The organism is Lysinibacillus sp. HST-98, from assembly GCF_016757845.1.
Classification (GTDB): domain Bacteria; phylum Bacillota; class Bacilli; order Bacillales_A; family Planococcaceae; genus Lysinibacillus; species Lysinibacillus capsici.
In genome coordinates, this window is sequence record NZ_JAENHX010000001.1 from 668,971 (window position 1) to 694,713 (window position 25,743).

General features: G+C 38.0%; 27 protein-coding genes. 5 read left to right on the plus strand and 22 right to left on the minus strand.

Annotation, left to right across the window (positions count from 1 at the left end):
* Positions 1-443 precede the first annotated feature (443 nt).
* Positions 444-1,421, plus strand: a complete 978-nt coding sequence (locus JIN86_RS03390) for a tyrosine-type recombinase/integrase (protein WP_370568641.1) — start codon at positions 444-446, stop codon at positions 1,419-1,421.
* Between the two features lie 109 nt (positions 1,422-1,530).
* Here the strand turns inward: JIN86_RS03390 and lepA are convergent, their stop codons facing one another.
* The 4 genes from lepA to gpr form a co-directional block, all read right to left on the minus strand.
* Positions 1,531-3,357: a translation elongation factor 4 gene (gene lepA, locus JIN86_RS03395; protein ID WP_004226914.1), complete on the minus strand. Its 1,827-nt coding sequence runs from the start codon at positions 3,355-3,357 to the stop codon at positions 1,531-1,533.
* A gap of 507 nt (positions 3,358-3,864) precedes the next feature.
* Entirely contained in the window at positions 3,865-5,742 is a 1,878-nt protein-coding gene (locus JIN86_RS03400; protein ID WP_202341268.1) for an acyltransferase family protein, read from the minus strand.
* A gap of 596 nt (positions 5,743-6,338) precedes the next feature.
* Positions 6,339-7,193: a stage II sporulation protein P gene (spoIIP, locus tag JIN86_RS03405; protein ID WP_225340378.1), complete on the minus strand. Its 855-nt coding sequence runs from the start codon at positions 7,191-7,193 to the stop codon at positions 6,339-6,341.
* Between the two features lie 120 nt (positions 7,194-7,313).
* A complete protein-coding gene (gpr, locus tag JIN86_RS03410; protein ID WP_004226908.1) occupies positions 7,314-8,330 on the minus strand; it encodes a GPR endopeptidase in 1,017 nt (338 codons plus the stop codon).
* Between the two features lie 163 nt (positions 8,331-8,493).
* Here gpr and rpsT point away from each other — a divergent pair, with 163 nt between their 5' ends.
* Positions 8,494-8,742 (plus strand): 30S ribosomal protein S20, encoded by a 249-nt coding sequence (rpsT, locus tag JIN86_RS03415; RefSeq protein ID WP_004226906.1) that lies wholly within the window; start codon positions 8,494-8,496, stop codon positions 8,740-8,742.
* Positions 8,743-8,837: 95 nt separating this feature from the next.
* Here rpsT and holA read toward each other — a convergent pair whose 3' ends face one another.
* Positions 8,838-9,848: a DNA polymerase III subunit delta gene (gene holA, locus JIN86_RS03420; protein WP_202341269.1), complete on the minus strand. Its 1,011-nt coding sequence runs from the start codon at positions 9,846-9,848 to the stop codon at positions 8,838-8,840.
* A gap of 165 nt (positions 9,849-10,013) precedes the next feature.
* Between holA and JIN86_RS03425 the strand changes: the two genes are divergently transcribed.
* Entirely contained in the window at positions 10,014-10,151 is a 138-nt protein-coding gene (locus JIN86_RS03425; RefSeq protein WP_004226902.1) for a YqzM family protein, read from the plus strand.
* A 28-nt stretch (positions 10,152-10,179) separates the two neighbouring features.
* On the opposite strand, the gene JIN86_RS03430 is transcribed toward JIN86_RS03425, so the two are convergent.
* The 12 genes from JIN86_RS03430 to JIN86_RS03485 all read right to left on the minus strand — a co-directional run bounded on the left by JIN86_RS03430 (position 10,180) and on the right by JIN86_RS03485 (position 19,843).
* Positions 10,180-12,456, minus strand: coding sequence for a DNA internalization-related competence protein ComEC/Rec2 (locus JIN86_RS03430; protein WP_202341270.1), 2,277 nt, complete (start codon positions 12,454-12,456; stop codon positions 10,180-10,182).
* Between the two features lie 14 nt (positions 12,457-12,470).
* Entirely contained in the window at positions 12,471-13,040 is a 570-nt protein-coding gene (locus JIN86_RS03435) for a ComE operon protein 2 (RefSeq protein ID WP_202341271.1), read from the minus strand.
* 105 nt (positions 13,041-13,145) lie between these two features.
* Complete coding sequence (locus JIN86_RS03440; RefSeq protein ID WP_202341272.1) at positions 13,146-13,772, minus strand: helix-hairpin-helix domain-containing protein; 627 nt, start codon at positions 13,770-13,772, stop codon at positions 13,146-13,148.
* Between the two features lie 239 nt (positions 13,773-14,011).
* A complete protein-coding gene (locus JIN86_RS03445; protein WP_004226893.1) occupies positions 14,012-14,749 on the minus strand; it encodes a class I SAM-dependent DNA methyltransferase in 738 nt (245 codons plus the stop codon).
* Entirely contained in the window at positions 14,750-15,094 is a 345-nt protein-coding gene (rsfS, locus tag JIN86_RS03450) for a ribosome silencing factor (protein ID WP_004226890.1), read from the minus strand.
* A complete protein-coding gene (yqeK, locus tag JIN86_RS03455) occupies positions 15,091-15,663 on the minus strand; it encodes a bis(5'-nucleosyl)-tetraphosphatase (symmetrical) YqeK (protein ID WP_004226888.1) in 573 nt (190 codons plus the stop codon). The genes rsfS and yqeK overlap by 4 nt, the downstream gene beginning before the upstream one ends.
* Entirely contained in the window at positions 15,632-16,222 is a 591-nt protein-coding gene (locus JIN86_RS03460) for a nicotinate-nucleotide adenylyltransferase (protein WP_004226885.1), read from the minus strand. Before JIN86_RS03460 ends, yqeK begins: the two co-directional genes overlap by 32 nt.
* A 9-nt stretch (positions 16,223-16,231) precedes the next feature.
* A complete protein-coding gene (yhbY, locus tag JIN86_RS03465) occupies positions 16,232-16,534 on the minus strand; it encodes a ribosome assembly RNA-binding protein YhbY (protein ID WP_004226882.1) in 303 nt (100 codons plus the stop codon).
* Positions 16,535-16,539: 5 nt separating this feature from the next.
* Complete coding sequence (gene aroE, locus JIN86_RS03470; RefSeq protein ID WP_004226879.1) at positions 16,540-17,370, minus strand: shikimate dehydrogenase; 831 nt, start codon at positions 17,368-17,370, stop codon at positions 16,540-16,542.
* A gap of 32 nt (positions 17,371-17,402) precedes the next feature.
* Positions 17,403-18,506, minus strand: coding sequence for a ribosome biogenesis GTPase YqeH (gene yqeH / locus JIN86_RS03475; RefSeq protein WP_004226877.1), 1,104 nt, complete (start codon positions 18,504-18,506; stop codon positions 17,403-17,405).
* Positions 18,503-19,024 carry a YqeG family HAD IIIA-type phosphatase gene (locus JIN86_RS03480; RefSeq protein WP_004226872.1) on the minus strand — a complete coding sequence of 174 codons (522 nt, stop codon included), beginning with the start codon at positions 19,022-19,024 and terminating at the stop codon, positions 18,503-18,505. Before JIN86_RS03480 ends, yqeH begins: the two co-directional genes overlap by 4 nt.
* A gap of 36 nt (positions 19,025-19,060) precedes the next feature.
* Entirely contained in the window at positions 19,061-19,843 is a 783-nt protein-coding gene (locus JIN86_RS03485; RefSeq protein WP_004226871.1) for a phosphatidylserine decarboxylase, read from the minus strand.
* Positions 19,844-19,979: 136 nt separating this feature from the next.
* Here JIN86_RS03485 and pssA point away from each other — a divergent pair, with 136 nt between their 5' ends.
* Positions 19,980-20,480, plus strand: a complete 501-nt coding sequence (gene pssA, locus JIN86_RS03490) for a CDP-diacylglycerol--serine O-phosphatidyltransferase (protein WP_048392670.1) — start codon at positions 19,980-19,982, stop codon at positions 20,478-20,480.
* An 86-nt stretch (positions 20,481-20,566) separates the two neighbouring features.
* A complete protein-coding gene (gene sigK, locus JIN86_RS03495; RefSeq protein WP_004226867.1) occupies positions 20,567-21,274 on the plus strand; it encodes an RNA polymerase sporulation sigma factor SigK in 708 nt (235 codons plus the stop codon).
* Between the two features lie 330 nt (positions 21,275-21,604).
* On the opposite strand, the gene mtnN is transcribed toward sigK, so the two are convergent.
* The 5 genes from mtnN to JIN86_RS03525 all read right to left on the minus strand — a co-directional run bounded on the left by mtnN (position 21,605) and on the right by JIN86_RS03525 (position 25,743).
* The gene (gene mtnN / locus JIN86_RS03505) at positions 21,605-22,297 is read right to left on the minus strand and encodes a 5'-methylthioadenosine/S-adenosylhomocysteine nucleosidase (protein ID WP_016994157.1); all 693 of its coding nucleotides are present in this window, start codon (positions 22,295-22,297) and stop codon (positions 21,605-21,607) included.
* 60 nt (positions 22,298-22,357) lie between these two features.
* Positions 22,358-23,017: a YrrS family protein gene (locus JIN86_RS03510; protein ID WP_004226862.1), complete on the minus strand. Its 660-nt coding sequence runs from the start codon at positions 23,015-23,017 to the stop codon at positions 22,358-22,360.
* 143 nt (positions 23,018-23,160) lie between these two features.
* Positions 23,161-23,649: a transcription elongation factor GreA gene (gene greA / locus JIN86_RS03515; protein WP_004226860.1), complete on the minus strand. Its 489-nt coding sequence runs from the start codon at positions 23,647-23,649 to the stop codon at positions 23,161-23,163.
* Between the two features lie 175 nt (positions 23,650-23,824).
* Positions 23,825-24,463, minus strand: a complete 639-nt coding sequence (udk, locus tag JIN86_RS03520) for a uridine kinase (protein WP_004226858.1) — start codon at positions 24,461-24,463, stop codon at positions 23,825-23,827.
* Positions 24,463-25,743, minus strand: a complete 1,281-nt coding sequence (locus JIN86_RS03525; RefSeq protein WP_004226855.1) for a peptidase U32 family protein — start codon at positions 25,741-25,743, stop codon at positions 24,463-24,465. The genes udk and JIN86_RS03525 overlap by 1 nt, the downstream gene beginning before the upstream one ends.

Below are 25,743 nucleotides of genomic sequence, written 5' to 3' on the forward strand. Positions count from 1 at the left end.
CGGTGTTCAATTAAATTCTTTAAAAATACGCCAAATCACGCCAATTATACCGCCGTTTTTTTGGCGTTCGATTGTTATTTTATATAACTTAAGCAACATTTTTAGTTGAATTCACACTAAAACACTTGATATTTTCATTTAGTTCCATTCTTATATTCAAATAATAATTTTCACTGAATTGTCACTTTTATATTAAGTATTAAAACCAGTTCAGCTAAAATAGCTTTACTGGCTTTAGCGATTTTACTGAAACTAACATTATTTTCTACGTTGAGCAATGATAATTTCTAATTCTTTTAAATCTCCGTTTGTCAGTGTGCCAACGTCAAACTATTCAAGATGAGATTTATTAATAAGCTTTTTGTCTACTGCTTGCTTAGGCAATTTTAAGAAGAAAGATTTTAGAATATGAAAATGCAGGAACTGTTTTTAAACCCCAAGAAATTACTTTACATGATTATTTAGATTTTTGGATGAAGGAATATGTAGATCTCAAATTAGAACCAAATACGTACTATAACTATGAATCAACTATTAGAAACCATATTGCACCACACTTAGGAAAGTATAAAGTTAAATCACTAACTCCTCACGTGTTGCAGCAATTTATTAATTTAAAAACACGTGAAGGCTATGCTCGGCAAACATTAAGTATAATCATAGGTATCTTAAGCAAAGCTTTGAATCATGCAGTATACCCCTACAAATACATAAAAGAAAATCCAATGCATTATGTAGAATTAATGAAGGATAAGAAACGAAAACCAACTCGCGAGGAATTAAAGCTACAAACGAAGGAAAATCTAAGACTTATTAATAGCATTTTAGATGAAGAACACCCTTTTTATTTACCATTTCACATTGGATTACATTGCGGGCTACGTGTAGGAGAAGTTTGTGGACTTGAATGGAAGCACATAAATTTTGAAGAAATGACATTGGAGGTTGAACAACAATTAGTTGGTATTAAAGATGAAAATGGGAAAGCACAATGGCAACCTAGACCTCCAAAATCAAAGGCTGGTTATAGAACAATTCCATTTGGTAATACGCTCGCAGAAATGCTCAAACGTATTAAAAAAGCACAAATAGAAAATCGTTTAAAATACAGTGAGTTTTATCAAAAGGATTCTGAACATGATTATGTATGTAAAAAAGAAAATGGCGAACATTGTACGCCAAGTGTTATTAAATATAATACAAGAAAAATAAGCGAAAAGTTAAATATTAGTTTTAACGATCATTCCTTACGCCACACACATGCTACAACTTTAATCGAAAATGGTCCACCTGTTAAAACAGTACAAAAAAGATTAGGACATAGTCGAGCTGCCGTAACAGAAGATCGCTATGTCCACCTCACTGAGAAAATGGCTAGAGATGCGGCTAACATCTTTGACTCATTTGCTCAAGATATATAAGAAAAGAATTTCTAACTTATTTTTTTATGGTGGGGAATTGGTGGGGAACCCCACCAAATTGATATAAAATCAAATATTAAAAACCCCTATAAACCCTGTTATATCAATATTATTTCGAATCATCCATCTTCAGCACAGCCATGAATGCCTCTTGAGGGACTTCGACTGAGCCTACTTGTTTCATACGTTTTTTACCTTCTTTTTGTTTATCAAGAAGTTTTCGTTTACGAGAAATATCTCCCCCGTAACATTTCGCTAATACGTTTTTACGGATGGCTTTAATTGTTGAACGCGCCACGATTTTTTGTCCAACTGCTGCTTGAATTGGTACTTCAAATTGTTGGCGTGGGATTAATTCTTTTAATTTTTCTACGATGATTTTTCCTCGATCGTAGGCAAAGTCACGGTGTACGATAAAGCTTAGTGCATCGACTTGCTCACCATTTAATAAAATATCCATTTTCACTAATTTTGATGGCTGGTAACCAATAAGTTCATAGTCGAATGATGCATAGCCCTTTGTATTTGATTTTAAATAGTCAAAGAAATCATAGACAATTTCTGATAATGGCATTTCATAAATAATACTTACACGGGATGTATCAATATAATCCATCGTCATGAAATTACCACGCTTCATTTGACAAAGTTCCATAACCGCTCCCACATAATCATTTGGTACCATGATTGTTGCTTTCACATATGGTTCTTCGACACGATCGATTTTTTGTGGGTCTGGCATAAAGGATGGATTATCGACTTTAAGCTCAGTACCATCTGTCATATGAACATTGTAAATTACGGAAGGTGCTGTTGTAATTAAGTCGATATTAAATTCACGTTCAATACGCTCCTGAATAATTTCCATATGTAGTAATCCTAAGAATCCACAGCGGAAACCAAAACCAAGTGCTTGCGATGTCTCTGGCTCATATTGTAGAGCAGAATCATTTAGCTCTAGCTTTTCTAACGCTTCACGTAAATCGTTGTATTTGGCTGTATCGATTGGATACAAACCACAGTAGACCATTGGGTTCAAACGGCGATAACCAGCTAATGGCTCAGCTGCAGGACGATTCGCATAGGTTACAGTATCCCCTACACGTGTGTCTCCTACATTTTTGATAGATGCGGTTAAATAACCTACATCACCCACTGTTAATTCAGCCTGTGGCACAACTTTTGGTGTATGTACCCCAACTTCAATAACTTCGAATTCCGCACCTGTTGCCATCATGCGAATTTTATCGCCAGGCTTGACAGTACCATTGATGACACGAATCGAAATGATAACACCTTTATAGGCATCGTAAACAGAGTCAAAAATTAAAGCTTGTAGTGGTGCATCTGGATCACCAGTTGGCGCTGGTACCTTCTCTACGATTTGCTCTAAAATATCCTCGATACCAATTCCTGCTTTTGCAGAAGCTAATACTGCTTCAGAGGCATCTAATCCAATAACGTCTTCTACTTCTTGACGTACACGTTCAGGGTCAGCTGCAGGTAAATCAATTTTATTGATTACAGGTAAAATTTCTAAGTCATTGTCAAGTGCTAAGTAAACATTTGCTAGTGTTTGTGCTTCAATCCCTTGTGCTGCGTCCACAACTAATATGGCACCCTCACAAGCAGCTAAACTACGTGATACTTCATATGTGAAATCGACGTGTCCTGGTGTGTCGATTAAATGGAATGTATACACTTCGCCGTCTTTTGCTTCGTACTTTAATTGAACTGCATTTAACTTAATTGTAATGCCTCGCTCACGCTCTAAATCCATTGAGTCGAGGAGCTGTGCCTTCATCTCACGGGAAGTTAAAGATTTTGTTTGCTCTAAAATACGGTCAGCAAGCGTTGATTTCCCATGGTCAATATGTGCAATAATAGAGAAATTTCGTATATTCTCTTGTCGTTTTAAACGTGCTTCTCGGTTCATCTTTTCCACTCCTAATTAAACTATAATGAATTATACTATGAACATAACGCAAAGTACAACAGCAACTAGACTTGAAAGCCTATAATATCAATACTTTCAGTGTTTCACATCGTTTTTAAATTTTACAATATTAAGTATATAAATGCAGACAAATCAGCTATAGTAGTACTCGATGTGTAGCAGTTGAAATAAAAATGCGTCCACTCGACATGAGGAGAGATTCTCGCCTGATCAACCAAGAAAAGCACGCTATCTCCAAAAGATATCATCATCCATATTGCTAAAAAGCGTGAACACAATTCCCTTTTTATAAACCTAAACTATGATTAGTAAAAGAAAGAATGAACAACGCACCATCTTCCACACAATAGAACAAGTCAAATGTCAAGCTTACCATATAGGAGCAACAACTAATAGAATACATATAGGTAGAGCAAATAGTTCCCTTTCTAAGATATAGAAAAAGTCAGCTACGCAGACAAAACTGTGTATACTGACTTTATTATTTTATTTGTTTAAGGATTGTTGAATGAGCTTTGTTAAAACTTCTACCCCTTTTTTCTCTAAATGTACACCGTCTGGGGCAAAGTATTCAGGGTGATTGATTGCTGCTGCATGCCAGTCAATTAGTGTTATTCGCTCATGTTCCTGTGCTTTTTGCAGTAAAGCTTCATTCACCTTTGCTTCCCATGAACGCGGCACACGTGTATTCACTAAATAAATATCGGCATTTGAAAAAGCTTCAAGGAGTGCATCCATTTGGTCAGTCGTAAAATAACCATTTGTCCCCAATTGTAGAATGACTGCATGATTAGGTTGATTAAAACTTGCATAATTTGGTGCAAGTTTTACAGCTTGTGAAACTTGACGCCCTATTTTTCCATCGATTGTAATAGTCGGATACATATTATGTAAGCTCGGTGCAATATCAATCATTAGGGAATCGCCAATGGCTAGTATGCCACGATAAAACTCATTCTTTTCAGGCTCAATAATGGGGTTATTTTCTTCTTGCTTAGTCGTTTCTATCTCCTGAACATCCTCTACTCCCTCATCCTTGCTTTGAGAAGGTTTGTCGGTTGAGGCTTCAGCTTGTTTGTCCTGCTTGTCATCGCCATTAATTTTTATCGTTGTTGGCAACATTTTAGATGGGTTTTGCTGACTTTCACCCACTACACCTGTCATGCCTGTGAAAAATACAAGCAGGAAGAGTGGAACCATAACCGTTGATATTTTTCGTGGAAAAGTAAGGCTTCCCCATTTATTTTTATTACAAATCAGATATTTTTGACAATAGACTCGGAACCCTTCTTTCCGGATGGGCATTTCAATGAAGCGATAGGATAGCTCTGCAATCATCAGGATTAGTAAAAGCTGCAGGAAGATTCGCCAATAGGAGGGATTACCAATTTCATGAATGGGTGTCCCTAAAACCATGACAGGATAATGCCATAGATAAATGCCGTAGGAACGAGAGCCTATCCAACATAATGGCTTCCATGCTAATATTTTTCCTAGTATGCTAACTGGATGAGAAATACATGCAATCAAAACGGCAGCATTCAAGCAAAATAAAAACATACCTCCTCTATAAAGAAAGGATTGATATTCATCCACATACACTATGCTTACTAAAAAAATAGTAAGTGCAATGAAACTCATAGTATTTAGTTTCTTCACATGGTTCGCTGATAATTTTTGAGAAGATAGTCTTTTCATTGGCCAAACAAGGGCTAGCCAACAGCCTATTAATAATTCAAAACAACGTGTGTCCGTTCCATAATAGACACGACTAGGATCAGCGCCAGGCTGATAAAGTAAGGCCATTACGAATGCTGAACAAAGGGCACCACAAAAGACGATATTTGCTAGTTTATTTTGCTTTTTAACAACAAAAAGTCCAATCATTAAGAGCAATGGCCAAATCAAGTAAAATTGTTCTTCAATGGCTAATGACCATAGGTTTTTTAAAGGTGATGGAGAACCGAAACTATCAAAATAAGAGAGTTTATGAAAAATGAACCACCAATTACTTGAATAAAAAATGGAGGACAGTGCATCCCCGCGCAAAGTATGGAGAAGCTCTTTATGAAAGAGCATTGCCCAAACAAATGATGTAACAATCATAACGTAGGCCGCTGGTAGTAGCCTTCTAAATCGTCCCACCCAAAATTTCTTTAGGCTGACTGTTAATTGATTGCCCTTTAAAGGTAAGATGGTAGAGGTGATTAAATAGCCCGATAATACAAAGAAGATATCTACTCCTAAAAAGCCACCTCTAGCCCAACTAAAGTTAAAATGATAAGCAATAACTGCTAACACAGCCAATGCTCGAATCCCGTCTAGTCCAGGAATATAACGATGATTTAATGACTTACCTGACATACTATTCCTTCCTTCAATAATCTCTCAATTTCGTTTCGGTATAATGTTTTGGTATTTTCTAGCTATACAATGAGAAGTTAATCTAAAAGCGCTGTCACAATCTCTAATAACCGCCCACGGCTATGGATAGATGATAGTTACATCCAAATGCTACAAGGAGTAACGCTTTTTGAAGGTATTCCCTTCTGCATCAAGATAAAACCTGTTGTCACGTAATAGAACCTTTTGATTGATAACCATCCCCTCTCTATTATTTTTGCTTATTCACTTAAATGTTTGACGATTGAAATACGATAAAAGTTTGAGAGAAAAATGAAACGTTATCACTTTTTGTCTTCTAAAAATTCATATGTATATTTGCTATAGACTTAAAAAGGCATTCCCAAAAGTGGGATATACTTCAAAAGTATGTTTGCTTTATTTGCATATGCCTTCATTTAACGTTTTATCATGAAATTCGCGAGCCAACTTGAAAATTATAAGACAAGAATGGAGCAATGGAAAGACAATTAATGAGAATTATTTCTGGAAATTTTATTATCATACAATATTAAAAAAGTGAGCCCACAAGAGTCCCACTTTTTAATATGATTGGTCTATTTTGTTGAATCATTGACAAACGCTTTTGAAATAGCCTTACCAATTACAGCAATCGTACGATTAACCTCTTCCTCAGTATTACCAATTCCACCAATCTCAATAATCATCATTTGCTTTGCTAAATCCTGATTGTATCGCCCATCAACCCCATCACCACTTTTAGAAATAACCCCTTTAGAAATTTTGGGAACGATGGCATTTAGTGTGGATGATAAACTTTCAGCATAGGCTGTATTCCAGCGGTAATTAGCATGTTCTGCCCCAACAACAATAGCGATTTTCGCATAATTTTCCCCATTATATGAGATCGTTGTAAGATCATGTTTTAATGAGTCACGATGTAAATCAACTATTAGATCATAATTATTTGTCTCTAAATGCTTACTTAAATATGGCCTCATCACATTATAAGATTCATGATAGCCTTTACCCTCTTCTTGTAGTTTCTTCATAATATCTACATCAAGAACATCCGTCTTTAAACCATTTACATTAAAATGATTCACAATCTTATCCTTCAGGCTCATAATATTGACCGTTTCATGAGAAGTCGCTACCTTACCACTCACTGCTTTCACCATGGGTTCATATGCTTCATGCGTATGGGTAAATAACACTAACACTTTAAATGGGTCCGGGTCTAGGGCTTGATCTGGTTCAGGTTCTTTCGTTTGTTCCAGTACACTTTGTTCAGCTAAATTGGTAGCAGCAAACACGACTTGCTTATCTTCTGATTGTTTGATCGGAGTCGATGCTTGCTTGTTGAACGGAAGTTGCCCAGCAATGACAGGTAATACGAAAAAGAACAATAATATACCAAATGACCATTGTAGTTTTTTTAGCAAAGTCACACCCTCCTCCCCATATCGTATGGAGGGGGGATGTTAATTAGAACGAAAATAAATTTCTTGTTTTACGCATAAAAAAGCGTGTTTTAGAAGGACTACCCTAACCGTTGTTTCTTCATTATTTTATAAATCACTTGCCCAATCCATAAGCATAGAAGCCACTAATTTTGCATAGCGATCAATCCAATAGTCTGCTTCTTTTGGTGTAACCATCAATTGTGTGTGGGAGCCAGCGAAGGTTTCCTCAAATAGCTGCTGCCGCTCCTCCTTCGTCCATGTCGCCCATTCTCCAAATATAGGTTGTACTAATGTCATATCCAGTTCCTTGTTAATATCTGGTTGCCATGAGGATAATGAAAGCTTCGATGACGGTTTACTGCGTTCAGCCACACGTGCAGCTATCGAACGGAGCATAGTTTCTACCGCATCTGCAATTAGTACAGGTGCATCTACTACAGTAGGGATCCCTATTGCTGTTACGGGAATGCCAAGCATCTCATAGGAAATCTCTTGCCGTTGATTACCTACGCCTGAACCTGGATGTATGCCTGTATCTGTTAATTGAATCGTTTTACAGAGTCGATTACTCGCTCTTGTAGCAAGTGCATCTACTACAATGATTAATTTCGGTTGCAGACGTTCAGCAATAGCAGCCACAAATTCACCTGTTTCGTAGCCTGTTTGTCCTGTTACACCAGGAGCATACATAACAAATTTTTCATCAATGACATCTAAACTATGCAAATGGTCAATTAAATAGGGACCTATTGCATCGGGTGTAATAGTGCGATTTCCTAAACCGACTATTAAAATTTTATCGTCTTCTTGCCAAGAAAGTGCGTCATGCATTTTTTTGAAATTTACAAGCAATTCTTGTTCAAGTTGTGCAAAGCCTTCTTGATCTTCTAATGTTAGTGTCGGGACAGAAAGGGTAATATACTGCCCTTCCTTTTTACCAATTTGCTTTTCCCCTTCAGCGTCTACAAGAACATCTGTAATTTTTACTCTACCAGCATTCCGATCTTCAATTTGAATGCCACTTGATTGTTCAAGCTTTTCTTTTTGCTCTTTGGTCTGATGGACAACTACCTCTTCTGATTCATCAATTAAATCTGTTCGTTGCCAATTAAAATTTTGCATACAGTTCACCTCAAGCTGTAGTTTGTTCAAACTGTCAAGTAAATATTCTTTGCATTTATCTATTGCAATTTGGCCAAGCGTTTGTTAAAATGATTTTTGTTGTATTGACACAAGAAATCAATGAGAAGATATCATCTCGTACCTAATTTAGGAGGTGAAATATATGCCAAACATTAAATCTGCGATTAAACGCGTAAAAGTTAACGAAAAAGCTAACATTGCTAATTCTCAAGCTAAATCTGCAATGCGTACTACAGTGAAAAAAGCTGAAAACGCTGTTGCTGCTAACGCTGAAAACAAACAAGAACTTTTACAAGCAGCTTTCAAATCTTTAGATAAAGCAGCTTCAAAAGGACTTATCCACAAAAACGCGGCGGCTCGTAAAAAGTCTCGCCTTGCTAAAAAAGCGTAATTGTTTAAAGGATCAGATACTCTATTAGGAGTAGCTGATCTTTTTAATTTTATAGAGAACATAGAAAGCTGCCCTTATTGGACAGCTTTCTTTTCCTATAGTTGGCGCAATAAAAATAGCTCTAGATAGCGCTCTCGATTTCCACCAGACGATTTAAGCTGTAAATCAACCTCTGCTAATTGATATAATGCCCGGAGCAAATTTTCTTCTGAAGGCCGATGCCGTTGCTCAATCATAAGTTTGACACGATACGGATGAATTTTTAGATTTTTAGCAATTTGTTGAGGGTGATAACCTTTTTTCAATAAATAAAAAACATTTGACATAGTACGAACATTGGATGCTAGCAAGCCCACTAACATAATAGGTTCTTGTTTTTGTCGCAATAAATCATGATAGATGGACAAGGCTCCGACAGAGTCATTTGCCAAGTATGCGTTAAGCATTTTAAAGGCATCTTGCTCTAATGTCTTTGCCACCAAATCCTCCACTAAAGAAGTTGTAATTTCGCCCCCATCACCTAAATAAAGGGTTAGCTTGTCAATTTCCATCTGTAATTGTAGCATGTTGGCTCCGACCATCGTAACAAGCAATTCAATAGCATCTTGTGTAATGCTATTACCTTGTGTTTTGACAATGCCTTGAATCCATATGGCTAAATCCTGCTCTTTTGGTGTTTCTGCTTGTACAAATAATGCATGCTCTTTCATCATTTTAGTCACTTTTTTGCGTTCATCCAATTTTTCATAAGGGGCAATAAAAACCGTTACGGAAAAATCAGAAGGATTCGACAACCATGTTTCCAATCGTTTCACATCATGATCGATTTTTTCCTTCCCTTTCTCGGTTGCCTTTAAAAACGAAGCATTTTTAGCAATAATAAGCTTACGTTCTGAGAAAAAAGGAATGGTATCTGCTTCATCCATGACCACATCTACTGGTACTTCTTCTAAATCAAATGTGGTCATCTCCAGATCTTCTTCTGGACCCATTGCCTCTTTTAAACGTTTAATGGTTTCATCTATAAAATAGCTTTCTTCACCAACAAGCAAATATACTGGTGCAAGCTCACCTTTTTTTATTGTATTCCAAACCGTTGAAATCATAATTTCCCCTCCATCTAGCAATACTATTAGTATACATGATTTCATAGTCCTTTGTGTCTTTGACCGAATTGTGTCGATTCCTTTCCAGACGGGGAAATCACCTTTTCGATATAGCTTTTATGACCATGTTGTCTTATAATAAATAACAGAATTGGAGGGATAACAATGAATCCATTTGAAGGAAAAAACATACAATGTCGACGTAACGATGCCATCGATTCTGGTGTTGGCTTCGGTGTATCATTTGGCGTTTTCACGCTTATGTTTATTATTGCAACTATAGTAGAATTTGTATCACAGTAATTGGACTTATGCAGGAAAAGGGCCTTGGTCATTGGACAAGGCCCTTTTCCTTTCCGTTAACGGACCAGCGATTATCACGAATACTTATTTCGATTGATCCATTCACCCCTGTTGTCCATGTCACTAAATGTCTACTGACAAATCGTTGTACTACTTCTTCATGTGGATGACCATAACGATTATGGAGACCTGCACTAAAAACCGTTAATTGGGGCTGTAGCAGCTCGACAAAGGCTTCTGTGCTCGATGTCTTACTCCCATGATGCCCTGCCTTTAGTAATGTGAGATTGGCCAATAAAGGTCCATAACGATTGATCAGCTGTTGTTCGCCATATTGCTCCAAATCCCCTGTAAATAACGCTGTAAACGCCTTTTGCTGCATGTACAGGACAAGAGAATCATCATTTCCCTCATAAATGGCATCATCAGGCCATAAGTAATAAAAATATGTTTCCCCTACATGCCACGAAGTCCCCTTCATTTTTTCTTTAATAGGAATATGTCGCTTATTGGCTTCTCGTAATAAATCATGCATTAAAGGCTCATACAATGAACCAGGTGTAACGTGTATTTCCTTCATGTTAATCTCTTGTAATACTTCCTCTGCTCCCTCAATATGATCTGCGTCCGCATGAGAAGCAATAAAAATATCGATAGTACGTATACCCTTGCCTTTTAAAAATGGGACGACAACTTGCTTCCCTACCTTATAAGGACTATCTGCTTTCTTCCACAATTCCTGCTCAAAGCGCAATACGCCACCTGTATCTATAACATAGACAGCCCGTCTAAAAGGCAATTCAATGATAATACTGTCTCCTTGTCCTACATTTAAAAAGGTAATCTTTGTTTCGTTATACAACATGGGTGCTAAATGAATCCAAATAGCAGGGATGACAAGGATCAAAATAGCTCTCCTGAATCGTTTTATTTCCAAATAATAGAGGCTCACTAAAACACTTAACATCGCCACACAGCTCAGCCAAATAGTTGGTTTGCCTGGTGTCCATAATTGCCAAGGAAGCTCTTGCATAGAAAAGATTATTTCGGTCAGCCATTTACGCAGTGGTTCATAGCCAGCAAATAGGACATTAGCAAGTGGTAAAGAAAGATAAGATAGTACAAAGGCAATCATGTTAAAGGGTAATATAACAAATGAAAACAGTGGAACAAAAACAATATTGACAAAAAACGAGGATAAAGATAATTCATAAAAATGATGGAGTAATAGTGGGTAAACGAGCAGTTGGCACACGAATGTGATAAAAAAAGAACGACCTAGCCAAGTTCTTGTCTGCTTAAAAATAATACCAGAATAAAGAAGACTAACAGTTGCTAAATAGGATAGCTGGAAACCAATTTGGAAAATAACACCTGGCTCAAGCAAAACAAAGCCTATAAAGCTAATAGCTAATGCATCATCCATCGAAAGAACCCACTTAAAAAAGCGCAGTAACATCATCAATTCTACTACAGAAACAGCACGCCATACGGAAGGTGCTCCCCCTGCAATGAATCCATAAACCGGTAAGAGGATCAATAGCACGACAGTAGCCATTTCCTTGCGAACTCTTATTCTAAGCAATCCTTCAAAAAAGAGCCAAGACATCAGCGCGACATGTAGCCCAGAAATCGCAAATAAATGGGTAATACCAAGCTTTTGATAGGCACGTTGCAGTTCATCCTCCATCTGATCTTGCACCCCTATTAAAAGTGCTTGAGCCTCTGCTACAAGTGATTTGGGAAAAGTTCTCTCTATATGCTTTTTCATATTGTGTCTTACTTCGGCAAGAATAGTGAAGATGGAGGTTTGTTTTCCTATATAGTTCCAATTTGCGATTTCAACGACGCCTGTTGCTCCTTTGCTCGTTAAATAGTTTGACATGGAAAAAGCATAAGCATGTGCAGCTGGAGAGGGAGTCACAAGTTCACCTTTTGCAGAATACGTCATTCCAGTTAATGAGGTATTTTCATAAAATTTTTTCTCTTGTGCCGAAGAAAAGGTATAAACTACGTAAAGTTTTTCACCATTTGTTGTTGTAGCAAACCCACGGAGTTTTTGCCCGATTATTTTATAGTCACTTGACCAAGTTATAGGGAAGGTTGACGGTAAAGGGGAAGGTTCCGTGAGATGATTGATAGAAAGGAAAAAATAAGTTAGTAGACCACTAGTTAGTACAAAAATTGCAAGAAAACGTGACTCACCTTTTATGGTGAGCCACAGGACTAGTAGCAGTAAAAAAATGAGTAGCCATGCTGATTTGTATACTGCAATAGCAGCTATCAGTACAGCAAGAGCTACCATAATCCATCTATGCTTTAAAGCTTGATGCCAAATAATGCACTCACCTTCTGTTCATATGGGAGCAATTTTTCAGCAGATACCCCACTCTCGCGAAGCTCGTGCAGCATTTTTGTATACAAAGCTAGCTTGTCATCTCGTAAAAAATCAATTTTACGTTCATCAAAGGGTACATGAACTACTTCCACTCCAGCTTTTGCAAATAACTCCTGTGCATATGGATTATTTTTATAATCTGTTGCGTAATACACACGTTCTATGCCAGCTTGAATGATAGATTTTGTACATGGTAAACATGGAAAATGTGTTACATACAAATCAGCACCTTTTGTCGGTGTTCCATATTTAGCACATTGCAGTAAGGCATTCATTTCAGCATGCACGGTACGGACGCAATGATTATCAACCACATAGCACCCTTTTTCGATACAATGCTCGTCCCCTGTAATGGAACCGTTATAACCACCTGCAATGATGCGTTTGTCCCGTACAACAGTTGCTCCTACAGCTAGTCTTGTACATGTACTGCGTAATGCGAGTAAATGGCTTTGTGCCATAAAAAATTGATCCCAAGTAATTCGCTCCATATGACTACCTCCAAAAATTGTCTAACAAATTAACTTTCTCTTGCTTTTCTACTATAGTGTAGCCCTTTTAGAAAAGGGACGTCAATATACCATCATGTAAAAGCATTACTTTACAGTAATCGCATCCTTTAGCTTTTCAAATGTTTTATCACCAATACCACTAACATTTTTTAAGTCATCTATGGATTGAAACTGCCCATTTTCCTCTCGATACGTAAGGATACTTTGTGCTTTAGAAGGACCGATTCCTGGCAATGTTGCTAACGTTGCTACATCAGCTTTATTGATATTAATCTTTTGCTCCTTATTCGTCTCAGTAGGTAACGTTAACAGAGAAGAGGATCCTTCCTCTAGCTGTTCGCCCATGATAGGAATATAGATTACCATTTCATCCTGTACCTTTTGGGCATGATTGATAAATTGTGTGTCAGCATTCTCTGTATAGCCACCAGCAAGCTGTACAACATCTTTTATACGTTGGTCTTGCTCAAGTTCATAAACGCCTGGATACATTACAGCACCCTTTATTTCCACAAATACCTGCTGCATAACCGCTTCCTCAGCAGATTCACTCAAATTTTTTTCTTCAATAGGTTGGATTGTTTCGATGAGCTCTTCTTGGGGAGGTGAAGAGTCAGAACTCGAAAAATAGAAGTAACAAAGTCCACTGACGACTAGTATGCTGGGGAATAACATACTTTTTTTGTACTTTTGCCATAAAGATTGTAGCACAGTACCATCCTTTCCTTGCGAAAGGTCATCATATGGAGTTATATATATTTTACACTACGGATGGGTGGTTGAAAATGATAAAAAATCGTCAGGAGTTTAGGTTTTTTATCCTTCTATACAGGTTTTATCCGACAATTTAGCCTCTTTATCCGCCTATTCAAGTTTTCTATCCGCTACTTTAACCTTTCTATCCATCAAAAAAGCCACACTGCCAATTACACAGTGTAGCTCCCTTTTCTTTATTTCACTGCACGAATAAAAATGCGTTCACTTTCCTCATCAGGTGCATCATCTGTAAAGTCTGCTGTAATTTCCACATGACTAAAACCGATGGCACGCAACCAAGCCATATACTGCTCGATAGTGTAAGTACGTTGCACGTGCTCCTCATCAAAGCGTTCATATAATTCACTTGCGTCATCTCGTACATAAAATGTCATTTGATGAATAACCGAATGTTCAAAGTCGGCAGGCTCCGTATGCCATATATAACTAATGTCACCATCATCATATGTGAACGGACCATCTAAAAAAATCTCATTCATTTTAAATAACGAATGGACATCAAAAAACAGCTGACCTCCATCACGCAACGCCGTATAGATACGTTCTAATGTCGTATAAACAGAGTGCTCCTCTACCACATAATTCAAGGAATCAATTGTAATTGTGACAACATCGATTTCCTCAAAGCCATCTAGTTCGACCATAGACATACAGTATAATGGGGCATGATAGCCTGCACCAGCAAAGCGTTCTGCGGCAATGGACAGCATCTCTTCAGATAAATCGATTCCACTGACTTGATAGCCAGATTTTGCAAATAACAAGCTAAGTACACCAGTGCCACAGCCAATATCCAACAGTTTTGGGTACTGGTTGCTTGGTGCATGCTGTACAACCCAATCTACATAAAGATTGTAAGGAATATCCGTTTGCAGCTCATCATAGACATGAGCAAAGCGTTCGTAACTCACTTAGGCCTCTGGCATGTCTAGTTGCGGTGCATCGCCCCAAAGACGCTCTAAATTATAATAAGCACGCTCATCCTTATGGAATACATGTGCCACAACATCGCCTAGGTCAACTAGTACCCAGCGAGCTCCATCGAATCCTTCGACACGGCGAATTTCATAACCTTGTTGTTCAGCTACATCCTGTAATTCACGTGCAATGGCTTGCACTTGGCGATCTGAGTTACCATGAGCAATGATAAAATAATCGGCTAAAAGGGAAATTCCTTGCATATTTAAAACGACAATATCCTCACCATGTTTGTCGTCAATTGCTTTGTACGCTGCTTGTAATAAAGTTGAAGTCATCCTTCACTATCCTCTCTGTTCATCATATCGTTATAACATTCTATAGATAAAGGATAAATCGGTTGCTTTGTGTCAATTAAAAATGCCAAAGTATGGCGTACACATGCACTCATCGCCTTATCCAAATTTTTTTGTGCTTTTTTGCGCAGTCGATCAACTCCCTCAAATCGACGGTTCGGTTCAATCATATCTGCGACAAAAATAATTTTTTCTAAACGGCTCATATTAGCCCGCCCAGTTGTATGGAAACGAATAGCATTCAACAGCTCTTCGTCTGTGATGCCAAACTCACTTTGTGCTATATATGCACCTACTGGACCATGGAGTAATTCACTACCCCATCCAATTAGTCTTTCATCTAATTTTTCATCACGAACGATATTCTCCATCCACTCAATGTCAGCATATTTAGCAATATCATGGAGGATAGCTGCTGTTTCAGCTTTTTTTACGTCCTCGCCATACTTATAAGCTAGGTTGATGGCCGTTTCCATCACTCCGACTGTATGAATATAACGTTTTTCAGGCATTCTTGGCTTAATCGCCGCTAAATACTGTTCGCGTTCCATAAAGACCTTCCTCTCGTATGAACGTCTCTACTGCTTCTGGTAGTAGAAATGTCACCGTTCCTCCTGTAGCCAGGCGTTCACGAATCAGTGTGGACGATAAATCGATTTGAGGTATTTCCACCATACTTATAGGGTACTCTGTTGCCGCGGCTGTCCCTGGACGCTTTACTCCAACAAACTGAACAAGTTTCACTAAATCATCTATACAATGCCATGTATGTAGCGAATCAATCATATCGCCACCGATGATAAAGTAAAATTTCACATTCGGCTCTCTTCTACACAATGCAGAAAGTGTCTCATAGGAATAGGATACGCCACCCTTCTCAAGCTCATACGACTCTACTGAAAAATAAGGAAATGGACGAATCGCACGTTTTACCATTTCAAGTCGCTCAACATTACTAGCATCAAAACGTGCATGCTTATGTGGTGGGATGGCATTAGGCATAAAGCGGATTTCATCAAGTTCTAGCGCATGAAAAACTTCATTTGCCATTAAAAGATGACCCATATGTGGTGGGTTAAATGTACCTCCAAGTAAACCGACCCTTTTCATCGTCTCACCTTATTTCGTTACTTTTGGTAATACAATCTTTTTATGATTGCGGGACTCTTTATATAAAACAACTGTCAGACCGATTAATTGGACAAGCTCCGCATGAGCGCCTTTGGCTAATGCTTCAGCGACTTCATGTTTATCATCTTCACAGTTATCTAAAATACGTACTTTAATCAATTCACGTACTTCTAATGCCTCGCGAATTTGCTTTGTCATTTCATCATTAACGCCACCTTTTCCCACTTGGAAAATAGGTGTTAAATGGTGTGCTTCTGCACGTAAAAAACGTTTCTGTTTACCTGTTAACATAAAAATTAGTTTCCTCCTAATTGCGCCTTCAGTTGCGCAATCATTGAATTTGTATTTGGATAGTTTCCTAACCAGTGTTCAAAAGCGATGGCTCCTTGATGGACAAACATTCCTAAGCCAGTGACAATCGTTGCTCCTTTTTCTTCAGCCGCTTGTAAAAAAGGCGTCATTAATGGATTATACACAATATCCGCAACAATTGCTTCTTTCATCAGCCGATCTAATGAAAATGGCATTGAAAAATTGCCCGTAGAGAGGCCAGCTGATGTCATTTGCACAATAATGCTGAAATCAGCTAGCGTTTCTTCCGCTTGTTGTAATGAAATGGCACGTCCCATACCCATTTCATCAATAATCATTTGTGCATTCGTCACCGTACGATTGGCAATGGTTACATGACAATAGCCTTGTTGCTGCATAGCAAAGGCAATGCCTCGAGCTGCTCCTCCAGCACCAACAAGTAATACAGGCTTGTCTTTGTGAGAAACCCCAACGGCTTCTTCGAGTGATCGAACAAATCCAATACCATCTGTATTATAGCCTTTTAGCTTTCCTTTTGTTGTTCGTACGACGGTATTCACTGCGCCCATTTTTTGGGCCAGCTCATCTAGCTCGTCTAGATATGGAATGATTGCTGTTTTATGAGGAATGGTCACGTTCCAGCCACTTGCCCCTAATGTCTTCAAACCAGCAACAGCAGATTCTAATTGATCAGGCGTTACATGTAAAGGAATATATGTCGCATCAATTGACATGTCCTCAAACCAAGCATTGTGCATGGCAGGTGATTTTGAATGTTCAATTGGATCACCCATAACTGCAAACCACTTCTTCATTTTCTAGTCCCTCTCTCTACTATGTCCTCCATTTAGATCAGCGAAGGACGAATTGAAACTTGTACACCTTTTGGGGCGTAAGCTGCTACTACTACATTCGCATGTTGAACGGTAATCCAGCCAAGCCCAGAAAATACAACATCTGTTTTCGCTTCTTTGATGGAAAATTCGTGACGAACCAATGGCGGTAACTGGTCGATAAAGTCCGCAGTTGGGGGTGCCAATAATTCTCCTTTATGCTCTTCATATAACGCATCTGCCTTCTCAAGCTTTGTACGATGAATTGGTAAATCATTTGCCACATGGATTGTAAAGGCAGAACGGTCACCCTGAATAAAATCAAATCTTGCCAATGCACCAATAAATAGAGTTTGCCCTGCATTTTGTTGATAGACTTTCGGCTTAATTTCTTTTTTCGGCATAATATATTTTAATTCACTGGAATCAATATGATGAGCCATTTGATGATGATTAATAATACCTGGCGTATCATATAATGCACTACCATCATCCAATGGAATGTCAATCATGTCTAAAGTAGTACCTGGGAAGTGTGAGGTTGTAATCACTTCACCCTCACCTGTTGCCTGCTTAATAATTCGGTTAATGAACGTAGATTTCCCAACATTTGTACAGCCAACAACATATACATTTTGTCCTTTACGATATTCGTCGATGGCTTCCATTGCTTCTGCCATCCCTTTGCCTTTATGGGCACTGACTAATAGGACATCGACAGGCTGTAGTCCAAGAGCCTTTGCTTCACGTTTCAGCCAGTTGATAACTTTTTTGGGCTTCACTGACTTTGGTAATAAATCAGCTTTGTTGGCAATCAATAGGACAGGATTCTTCCCTACAAAACGATGAAGCCCTGGTAGCCAGCTTCCATTAAAATCAAATATATCAACAATTTTTACGATTAAGCCTTGCTGTGTACCAAGACCATTTAAAATACGTAAAAAATCATCATCTGTTAACGATACTGGTTGAATTTCATTGTAATTTTTCAAACGGAAGCAACGCTGGCAAATGACCACATCCTTTTCTAATGATGATGGGGGTGCATACCCAACTGCTGTTTTATCTTCTGTTTGAATTGTTGTACCACAGCCAATACAATTTGGCATTTCAATCATTCTTGTTCCTCCCAAGTTATAATTCCTTTTCGTTTCAAATCATTAAATACGCGACGTTCAATAAAACGATTTAATTTTGTTACAAGCCCATCTGATTGTGCAACAGGCTTCACGAGCACTGTGTGTAAGCCTAAGCGATTTGCTCCCATAACATCCGTAAGGAGTTGATCTCCTACCATTACTACTTCACTTGGACGCAAGCCTAGTTGAATCAGTGCATTATAAAAAGCATTACGAAGTGGCTTTTTCGCCTTGTGAATATAAGGGATACCTAACGGCTCAGCAAAATGCTTTACACGAGCTTCCTTGTTGTTTGACGCAATAATAACACGAATACCTGATTCTTTCATAATGCGTAACCATATGATTAGCTCTTCTGTTGCATCTGGACGATCCCATTCAACAAGCGTATTATCTAAATCCGTAATGATTCCTCTAATCCCTAATTCCTGTAACTTTTCCGGCGTAATTTCAAAAATATTCGTCACAAATTCGTTCGGTAATAAAAAATTATACAAAATAGCGACCCCTAATCTTAACGTATTATTCGACCATTATAGCATATTTGCAAAGGCTTCACCCATTCGAATTGGACTTCCTTTTACAACATTATCCGTAAATTTAATTGTATCCTTTTCAAACAGCATCACAACAGTAGAACCAAATGAGAAATAACCAACTTCTTGCCCTTTCTGCCATTTCGTTGTTGTATTGGTAAGCACAATGGAATTCACAAAGGTCGCACCTACTTTGATAAATGCAACATGCTGATTATTTGCTGTTTTCAGCTCAGTCACTAAACGATAATTATGAGAAATTGGTTTTTTACCGTATGTAAGACCTAACTGATTCACAGGATAAGATTTCTGACCAAGTGTATATTGTCGTAAGACTTCTCCATCTATCGGGCTATGGATACGATGGTAATCAGCCGGACTTAAATAAAAAACGATATAATGTCCGTCTGCATATTGTGCAGCTCGTTCTGTATTGCCGAGTAAATCTTGTAATGCATAAGGCTTACCCTTCACAAGAAATGTCATATCCCATTCAATACGTCCAAAGGACTCCACTTTTGCATCTACTGGGCTGGCATATATAGTTGGATTTTTTTCAATAGGGCGAGCTTCTTCAATAAGTTCTCTTGTAAAAAAATCATGTAAACACGAAAATTGTTGTTGTTTTTTTGAAACTTCTTCAAGGTTAATATCGTATAACTTCATGTAGCTTGGAATTATACGTTTACTCCACTTCGCTTTTGCAATTGTCTGCAAAAGATGGGAAGATTGCTTACCATTCGTTAGTTCTATCAAGCGTTGATATAGTTTTTCTTTCATACAGTAAAACCCCTATCCATTAATTTAGACTGTCAATTTTTTCGCATTCGAAGTATAATGGTACAATATCTTAAGTGCAAAGGAGTGATCCCCCTTGTTTTTTTATCACAAGTTGGTGGATACCACGGTTAAGAAAATGAAATCGCACGCAGCTAACTTCATAACAATTAGTAATATGTCCTTTGGAGGCGCGGCTATTATGGCCACTCTACATGAATACTATAGCTATAGTGTCTTGTTTATCTTTATAGCAGCTCTTCTTGATCGCTACGATGGTAAGGTAGCGAGAGCGCTCGGACAAGTGTCAGAATTAGGTAAACAATTAGATTCTATGAGTGATATTATATCATTTGGTGTAGCGCCTGCATTATTAATGTATGAAGTTGTTCTAGTTGATTTTGGTTTTGTCGGCATGATGATGGCCGTATTATTTATCGTCTGTGGCGCTATGCGTTTAGCTCGCTTCAATATTAGCGAAGCGAACGGTTATTTCACAGGTTTACCAATTACAGCCGCAGGTACGTTCTTAACTTTAACGTATTTCGCAGCTTATACGTTCCATCCGGCATTTTATCTTTTCCTTTTCCCCATTTTAGCTTTACTCATGATTAGTACATTTACGTTAAAAAAAGTGTAACAGCACATTTGCTGTTGCACTTTTTTCATTTCCCACTGCTTTTAAACATATACTGTCGAAAAATGGGGAAAGGATGAAATCATTCAATGAGCGGAATTTTTACATCGATGTTGCAGTTATGGCTTGAAATCCCTGCATTGCTTGGCTATTTAAAGGGGCAAACATTCCATAAACCCTTTTCAAAAGAAGAGGAAGCTGCTTGTATTGAACGATTTTTAGGTGGCGATGAGCAAGCACGTCTTGATCTAATAGAACGTAATATGAGGCTTGTCGCGCATGTCGTTAAAAAATTCCATCCAAAACATGAGCAACTCGATGATTATATTTCCATTGGAACAATTGGACTAATGAAAGCCGTTGAGAGCTATACCCCTGATAAAAAAACTAGACTTGCCACATATGCAGCTCGTTGCATTGAAAATGAGATTTTAATGCATCTACGCACCCAAAAGAAAGTGCAAAAAGACGTTTCGCTATTTGAGCCGATTGGAACTGATAAAGATGGGAACGCACTGCAAATTCGCGATTTACTTCAGTGTGATGAAGAAAGTGCCACAGAGAAGCTAGAACATAAAGAGCATGTAGCACAACTATACCACTATTTGCATATGCTCGATGAACGTGAGCTCGAAATTGTGACACTCCGTTATGGATTAAATCAACAGGATGCACTTACGCAAAAGGAAATTGCAGCACGCTTAAATATTTCACGTAGCTATGTATCTCGCATTGAAAAACGGGCACTTATTAAACTCTATCAACTATATAAACGAGACCAAAAAACTATTGAATAATATATTGTAAAATGGTTATGAAAAAAATTCAATCCTTCAATGGCGGAAGAATATGCCTATTTTATGGCATATAAAAAGCTCCCCTGCAACATGTCTATGTCGCAGGGAAGCTTTCCCGTCATACTAATGTGCTGATTCAGAGAGTTCTGCTGAAATCAATGTACCTATTAAAGTTGTAATAATGACTACACCTGCTGTTAAAAATAACATCATGAATGCCTCCCATTCTATTATGAAGAGATTTATTAATGTCAGTGTAGCATTTGTTTTTTGTATTAACTGTGATTTTTCTCACAGAATAAACCACACATTTTGACCATTCTGTGTAGTTTATAGTGAGGAAATTGCTTTTAATACGACTTGTGTCGAATGTTTTGCAGCAACTGGTAAAAATTCATCGAAGCTAATATTCGATTCTTTACCTGCAATATCTGATAATGCACGAATGACTACAAAAGGTGTAGCAAATTGATAACAAACTTGTGCAACTGCGGCTGCTTCCATCTCTACAGCTTTCATTTGAGGAAAATGACGACGAACAGCCTCTACACGTTCAGGATCATTCATAAAAGCATCTCCAGAGCAAATTAAACCAACGCCATACTGATGCTCTCCAACTGCCTTCACAGCCTCCTCAGCTACCTTCATCAATTTCTCATCTGATTTATATGCTGCTGGCATACCAGCCATTTGTCCAATTTCATAGCCAAAGATTGTGACATCTACATCGTGGTGACGAACTTCATCAGAAATAACGACAGCGCCTACCTCAAGAGCTTCATCATATCCACCTGCAGAGCCTGTATTAATGACAACATCTGGTTTAAACTCATGTAAAAGAATTGTCGTAGACATAGCAGCATTTACTTTACCAATACCGCTTTTTAATAATACGACTTCCTTCCCTTCAAAAGTTCCTGTTGTATACTCACTACCTGCAATCGTTGTGCTGTGTGCATCGTCTAATGCTGCTCTTAGAAGCTCCACTTCCTCTTCCATTGCGCCAATTACTGCAATTTTCATGTACTGTTACTTCCCTTCTTTTATCAACTCTATTAAAAATAATCAAAAGAGTAATTTTCGTCAATAGGCGCCTTCTAATGTATTTAGTTGCTCTAGCTTCACAGGCTTCCAACCTTCATTATCAACCCATTCCATGCTTACACGATACATTTGAGATTTATCATTTGTAGAAACAGTAGCAATGGATGAATTAGGACCACCATTATTTTGCATACGCCAGATGATCATATTGCTTTGGTCAATACCTGTCACAGTAGATACTGTTGCTACTTTCTCAGCCCAGTCTACAGACTTGTCGTCATATGAAGACACATGCTGACCTGTTTGAGTTGTAGGTGTTGGCTGCCAATTTTTATTCGTGATGACCTTCTCAACAATAGGATTATCTGATGCTGATTCTTCTGCTGTGCCTTGTTCTTTCTGGGATGTCTCAGGTTCCGATTCTTCCTCTGAAGGTTTATCTTCTTCTACAGCGAGATCTTCTTTTTCTTCATCCGTCGGTTCTTTCTCTACTTCTTTTTCATCATCACCGCTCTGTTCTTCTTGAGCTGGTTTCTCTTTCACTGCTTGATCTGCATCATCTTGCCATTTAAACACATAGGTTGCTGTGATAATAATGAGTACAACCACAACACCAATTAAAACATTCAATAGTTTATCTAGCTTTTTATTACGAGATGGCTGCAAATGACGACCACTTCGAGTTTGTCGTTCACTCATAATGTCTCCCCCTCTCTAGGCAATATTCTATCAAGTTCGACAGCACTTGCAAAATAATTCTACTCATTATTTTGCTACATAGTTTTCACGCTAAAAATGGTACAAGCAGTCAGCCAAAGGCCAACTGCTTGTACATATACATATTATTTAATTGAGAGAATTTTCACTTTCATTTCGCCGCCAGGTGTTTGAACAACAACCTCTTCCCCTTCAGCACGACCAAGTAGACCTTTTGCAATTGGTGATTCATTCGAAATACGGAATTCCATAGGATCTGCCTCAGCAGAACCAACAATTGTATAAGATTCTTCATCTGTTGATGGCTTACCATTGATGATTTCTACAAATGTAACCGTTTTCCCTAGTGATACTACACTGTTATCTGTCTCGTCTTCAGAAATAATCACTGCATTACGAATCATTGATTTTAATGTTGAAATACGACCTTCTAAAAAGGCTTGTTCTTCTTTTGCAGAATCGTACTCAGCGTTTTCAGAAAGATCTCCAAAATCACGTGCTATTTTAATACGTTCAACGATTTCTTTACGTGTTTCAGTTTCTAATTTTACTAATTCTTCTTCTAATTTACGTTTTCCCTCAGCTGTCATAGGGTACTGTTTTTCATTTGCCAAAGTCCTTCACTCCTTGTTTCTTCAATATAAAAACATAAAACTCGACTAAATGCATGTGAGATGCACTTAATCGAATTTTATTATTTTTAAACGTTTTCAAATTACGCTTTGACCTAATAGTATGCATGCTTTTTCAAAATATGCATGTAAATATTGTCAATACCACTCTATCTTATTACAATACGTTGTCGGTTTCAAGAATAGTTTTAATTTTCGTTACCATTAAATCAATCGCGACCTCATTATCCCCACCTTCTGGAATAATGATATCAGCATAACGTTTCGTTGGTTCAATAAATAAATTATGCATTGGTCGAACCGCTGATAAATACTGCTCAATCACCGAATCTGTTGTACGTCCACGCTCTTTAATATCACGCATAATGCGGCGAATAATACGTAAATCTGAATCTGTATCCACAAATAATTTAATATCCATTAAATCACGTAAATCAGCATCCTCTAGAACTAGAATACCTTCTAGTATAATAACATCTACTGGTTCAACATGTATAACTTCTTCTGCCCTTGTATGCTGGACGTAATCATACACAGGTTTTTCAATTGGTTGACGAACTAACAACTTTTTTATGTGTTCAATTAATAAATCATTATCGAAAGCTAACGGATGATCATAGTTAGTTCCTAAGCGTTCTTCAAATGTTAAATGACTTTGATCCTTATAATAAAAATCTTGTTCAATTACCACAACAGAATGCTCACGGAAAACATCATAAATGGCGCGCGTCACGCTCGTTTTTCCGGAGCATGAGCCACCTGCGATTCCGATGACAACAGGGCGCTTCACTGCCATTAGTTATTCTCCTTTCGCATCATGTTATGCGGCTTCAATGGTGTATCGCATTTAAATTTAACAATTTGTAATGGATGACGTGCTGCATCTAGGCTATTGCCATCCTCGTCCCAAATTTCACCCATTGTTAAACGGAAATTCTCAATTTCAGGACCAAAGAATTCTACTTCATCACCAGGTTTAAAATAATTACGCTGTTGCATTGTCACTATTTTTGTCTCCGGATCATGTTCTAAAATAAGTCCAGCAAATTCATAGGTTGTTTTACGACCATGCACACCAAACATCTGCTCCTCAAAGCCAGGTGCATCATGGAAGAATGCTTCAGCCGTATCACGGTTAGCACATTTGTCTAATTCCTCTAGCCATTCACGTTTAATGTTAAAGTTATCTGGATCTGCACAATAAGCATCAATCACTTTACGGTACACAGAAACTACTGTCGCTACATAGTGAATGGATTTCATACGACCTTCAACTTTTAACGAGTCGATACCTAGCTCAATCATATGAGGAATCGCTTCAATTAATTTTAAATCTTTTGGACTCATCGCAAATGGTGCATGGCTCTCATCGAAAAGTGCTTTTTCTTCACCATCTTCTAATTCATATAGATCATAGTCCCAACGGCATGATTGGCAGCATCCCCCTCGGTTTGAGTCACGAGCCGTCATATGATTAGAAAGAACGCAACGACCAGAGTAGGCAATACACATTGCTCCATGCACAAAGGCCTCAATTTCAATGTCGACCTTTTCTTTCATCAGCTTCATTTCTTCTCCGCCGACTTCACGTGCTAATACAACACGATGTAAACCTTCCTCTTTCCAGTACTGGACGGCCTTCCAGTTGGACAATGATTGCTGAGTAGAAAGGTGAATTTCAAGCTTAGGTGCTGCTGTACGACATGTTTCAATAATGAGCGGGTCTGCTACAATAATACCAGTTACGCCCACTGATTCAATATCCTTTAAGTAACGCTCTAAGCCATCCATATTTTCATTGTGGGCAAAAATATTTGTTGTTACATATATTTTCGCACCATATTGATTGGCAAATTCTACACCTTCACGCATCTCTTCAATTGAAAAGTTATCCGCATTCGAACGTAGGCCAAACTCTCGCCCACCGATAAATACAGCATCTGCTCCGTAATGGACAGCTATTTTTAATTTCTCTAAACTACCCGCTGGCGCAAGTAGTTCTGGTTTTTTAGTAATGACACGTTTACCGTTGACAATCTCACGGATTTTGTCATTTTGCTCTAACGCTAATGCCAT

Coding starts and splice junctions, on each gene's coding strand:
- sigK (WP_004226867.1), top strand. CDS start 20,567: ATGAGCGGAATTTTTACATCGATGTTGCAGTTATGGCTTGAAATCCCT.
- pssA (WP_048392670.1), top strand. CDS start 19,980: ATGAAATCGCACGCAGCTAACTTCATAACAATTAGTAATATGTCCTTT.
- JIN86_RS03525 (WP_004226855.1), bottom strand. CDS start 25,743: ATGGCATTAGCGTTAGAGCAAAATGACAAAATCCGTGAGATTGTCAAC.
- yqeH (WP_004226877.1), bottom strand. CDS start 18,506: ATGATTGAAATGCCAAATTGTATTGGCTGTGGTACAACAATTCAAACA.
- JIN86_RS03510 (WP_004226862.1), bottom strand. CDS start 23,017: ATGAGTGAACGACAAACTCGAAGTGGTCGTCATTTGCAGCCATCTCGT.
- JIN86_RS03485 (WP_004226871.1), bottom strand. CDS start 19,843: ATGAAAGAAAAACTATATCAACGCTTGATAGAACTAACGAATGGTAAG.
- JIN86_RS03435 (WP_202341271.1), bottom strand. CDS start 13,040: ATGGAGCGAATTACTTGGGATCAATTTTTTATGGCACAAAGCCATTTA.
- JIN86_RS03430 (WP_202341270.1), bottom strand. CDS start 12,456: ATGGTAGCTCTTGCTGTACTGATAGCTGCTATTGCAGTATACAAATCA.
- rpsT (WP_004226906.1), top strand. CDS start 8,494: ATGCCAAACATTAAATCTGCGATTAAACGCGTAAAAGTTAACGAAAAA.
- gpr (WP_004226908.1), bottom strand. CDS start 8,330: ATGCAAAATTTTAATTGGCAACGAACAGATTTAATTGATGAATCAGAA.
- JIN86_RS03425 (WP_004226902.1), top strand. CDS start 10,014: ATGAATCCATTTGAAGGAAAAAACATACAATGTCGACGTAACGATGCC.
- mtnN (WP_016994157.1), bottom strand. CDS start 22,297: ATGAAAATTGCAGTAATTGGCGCAATGGAAGAGGAAGTGGAGCTTCTA.
- JIN86_RS03460 (WP_004226885.1), bottom strand. CDS start 16,222: ATGAAAAGGGTCGGTTTACTTGGAGGTACATTTAACCCACCACATATG.
- JIN86_RS03400 (WP_202341268.1), bottom strand. CDS start 5,742: ATGTCAGGTAAGTCATTAAATCATCGTTATATTCCTGGACTAGACGGG.
- yqeK (WP_004226888.1), bottom strand. CDS start 15,663: ATGGAACGCGAACAGTATTTAGCGGCGATTAAGCCAAGAATGCCTGAA.
- udk (WP_004226858.1), bottom strand. CDS start 24,463: ATGGCAGTGAAGCGCCCTGTTGTCATCGGAATCGCAGGTGGCTCATGC.
- aroE (WP_004226879.1), bottom strand. CDS start 17,370: ATGAAGAAGTGGTTTGCAGTTATGGGTGATCCAATTGAACATTCAAAA.
- yhbY (WP_004226882.1), bottom strand. CDS start 16,534: ATGTTAACAGGTAAACAGAAACGTTTTTTACGTGCAGAAGCACACCAT.
- rsfS (WP_004226890.1), bottom strand. CDS start 15,094: ATGACTTCAACTTTATTACAAGCAGCGTACAAAGCAATTGACGACAAA.
- lepA (WP_004226914.1), bottom strand. CDS start 3,357: ATGAACCGAGAAGCACGTTTAAAACGACAAGAGAATATACGAAATTTC.
- holA (WP_202341269.1), bottom strand. CDS start 9,848: ATGATTTCAACGGTTTGGAATACAATAAAAAAAGGTGAGCTTGCACCA.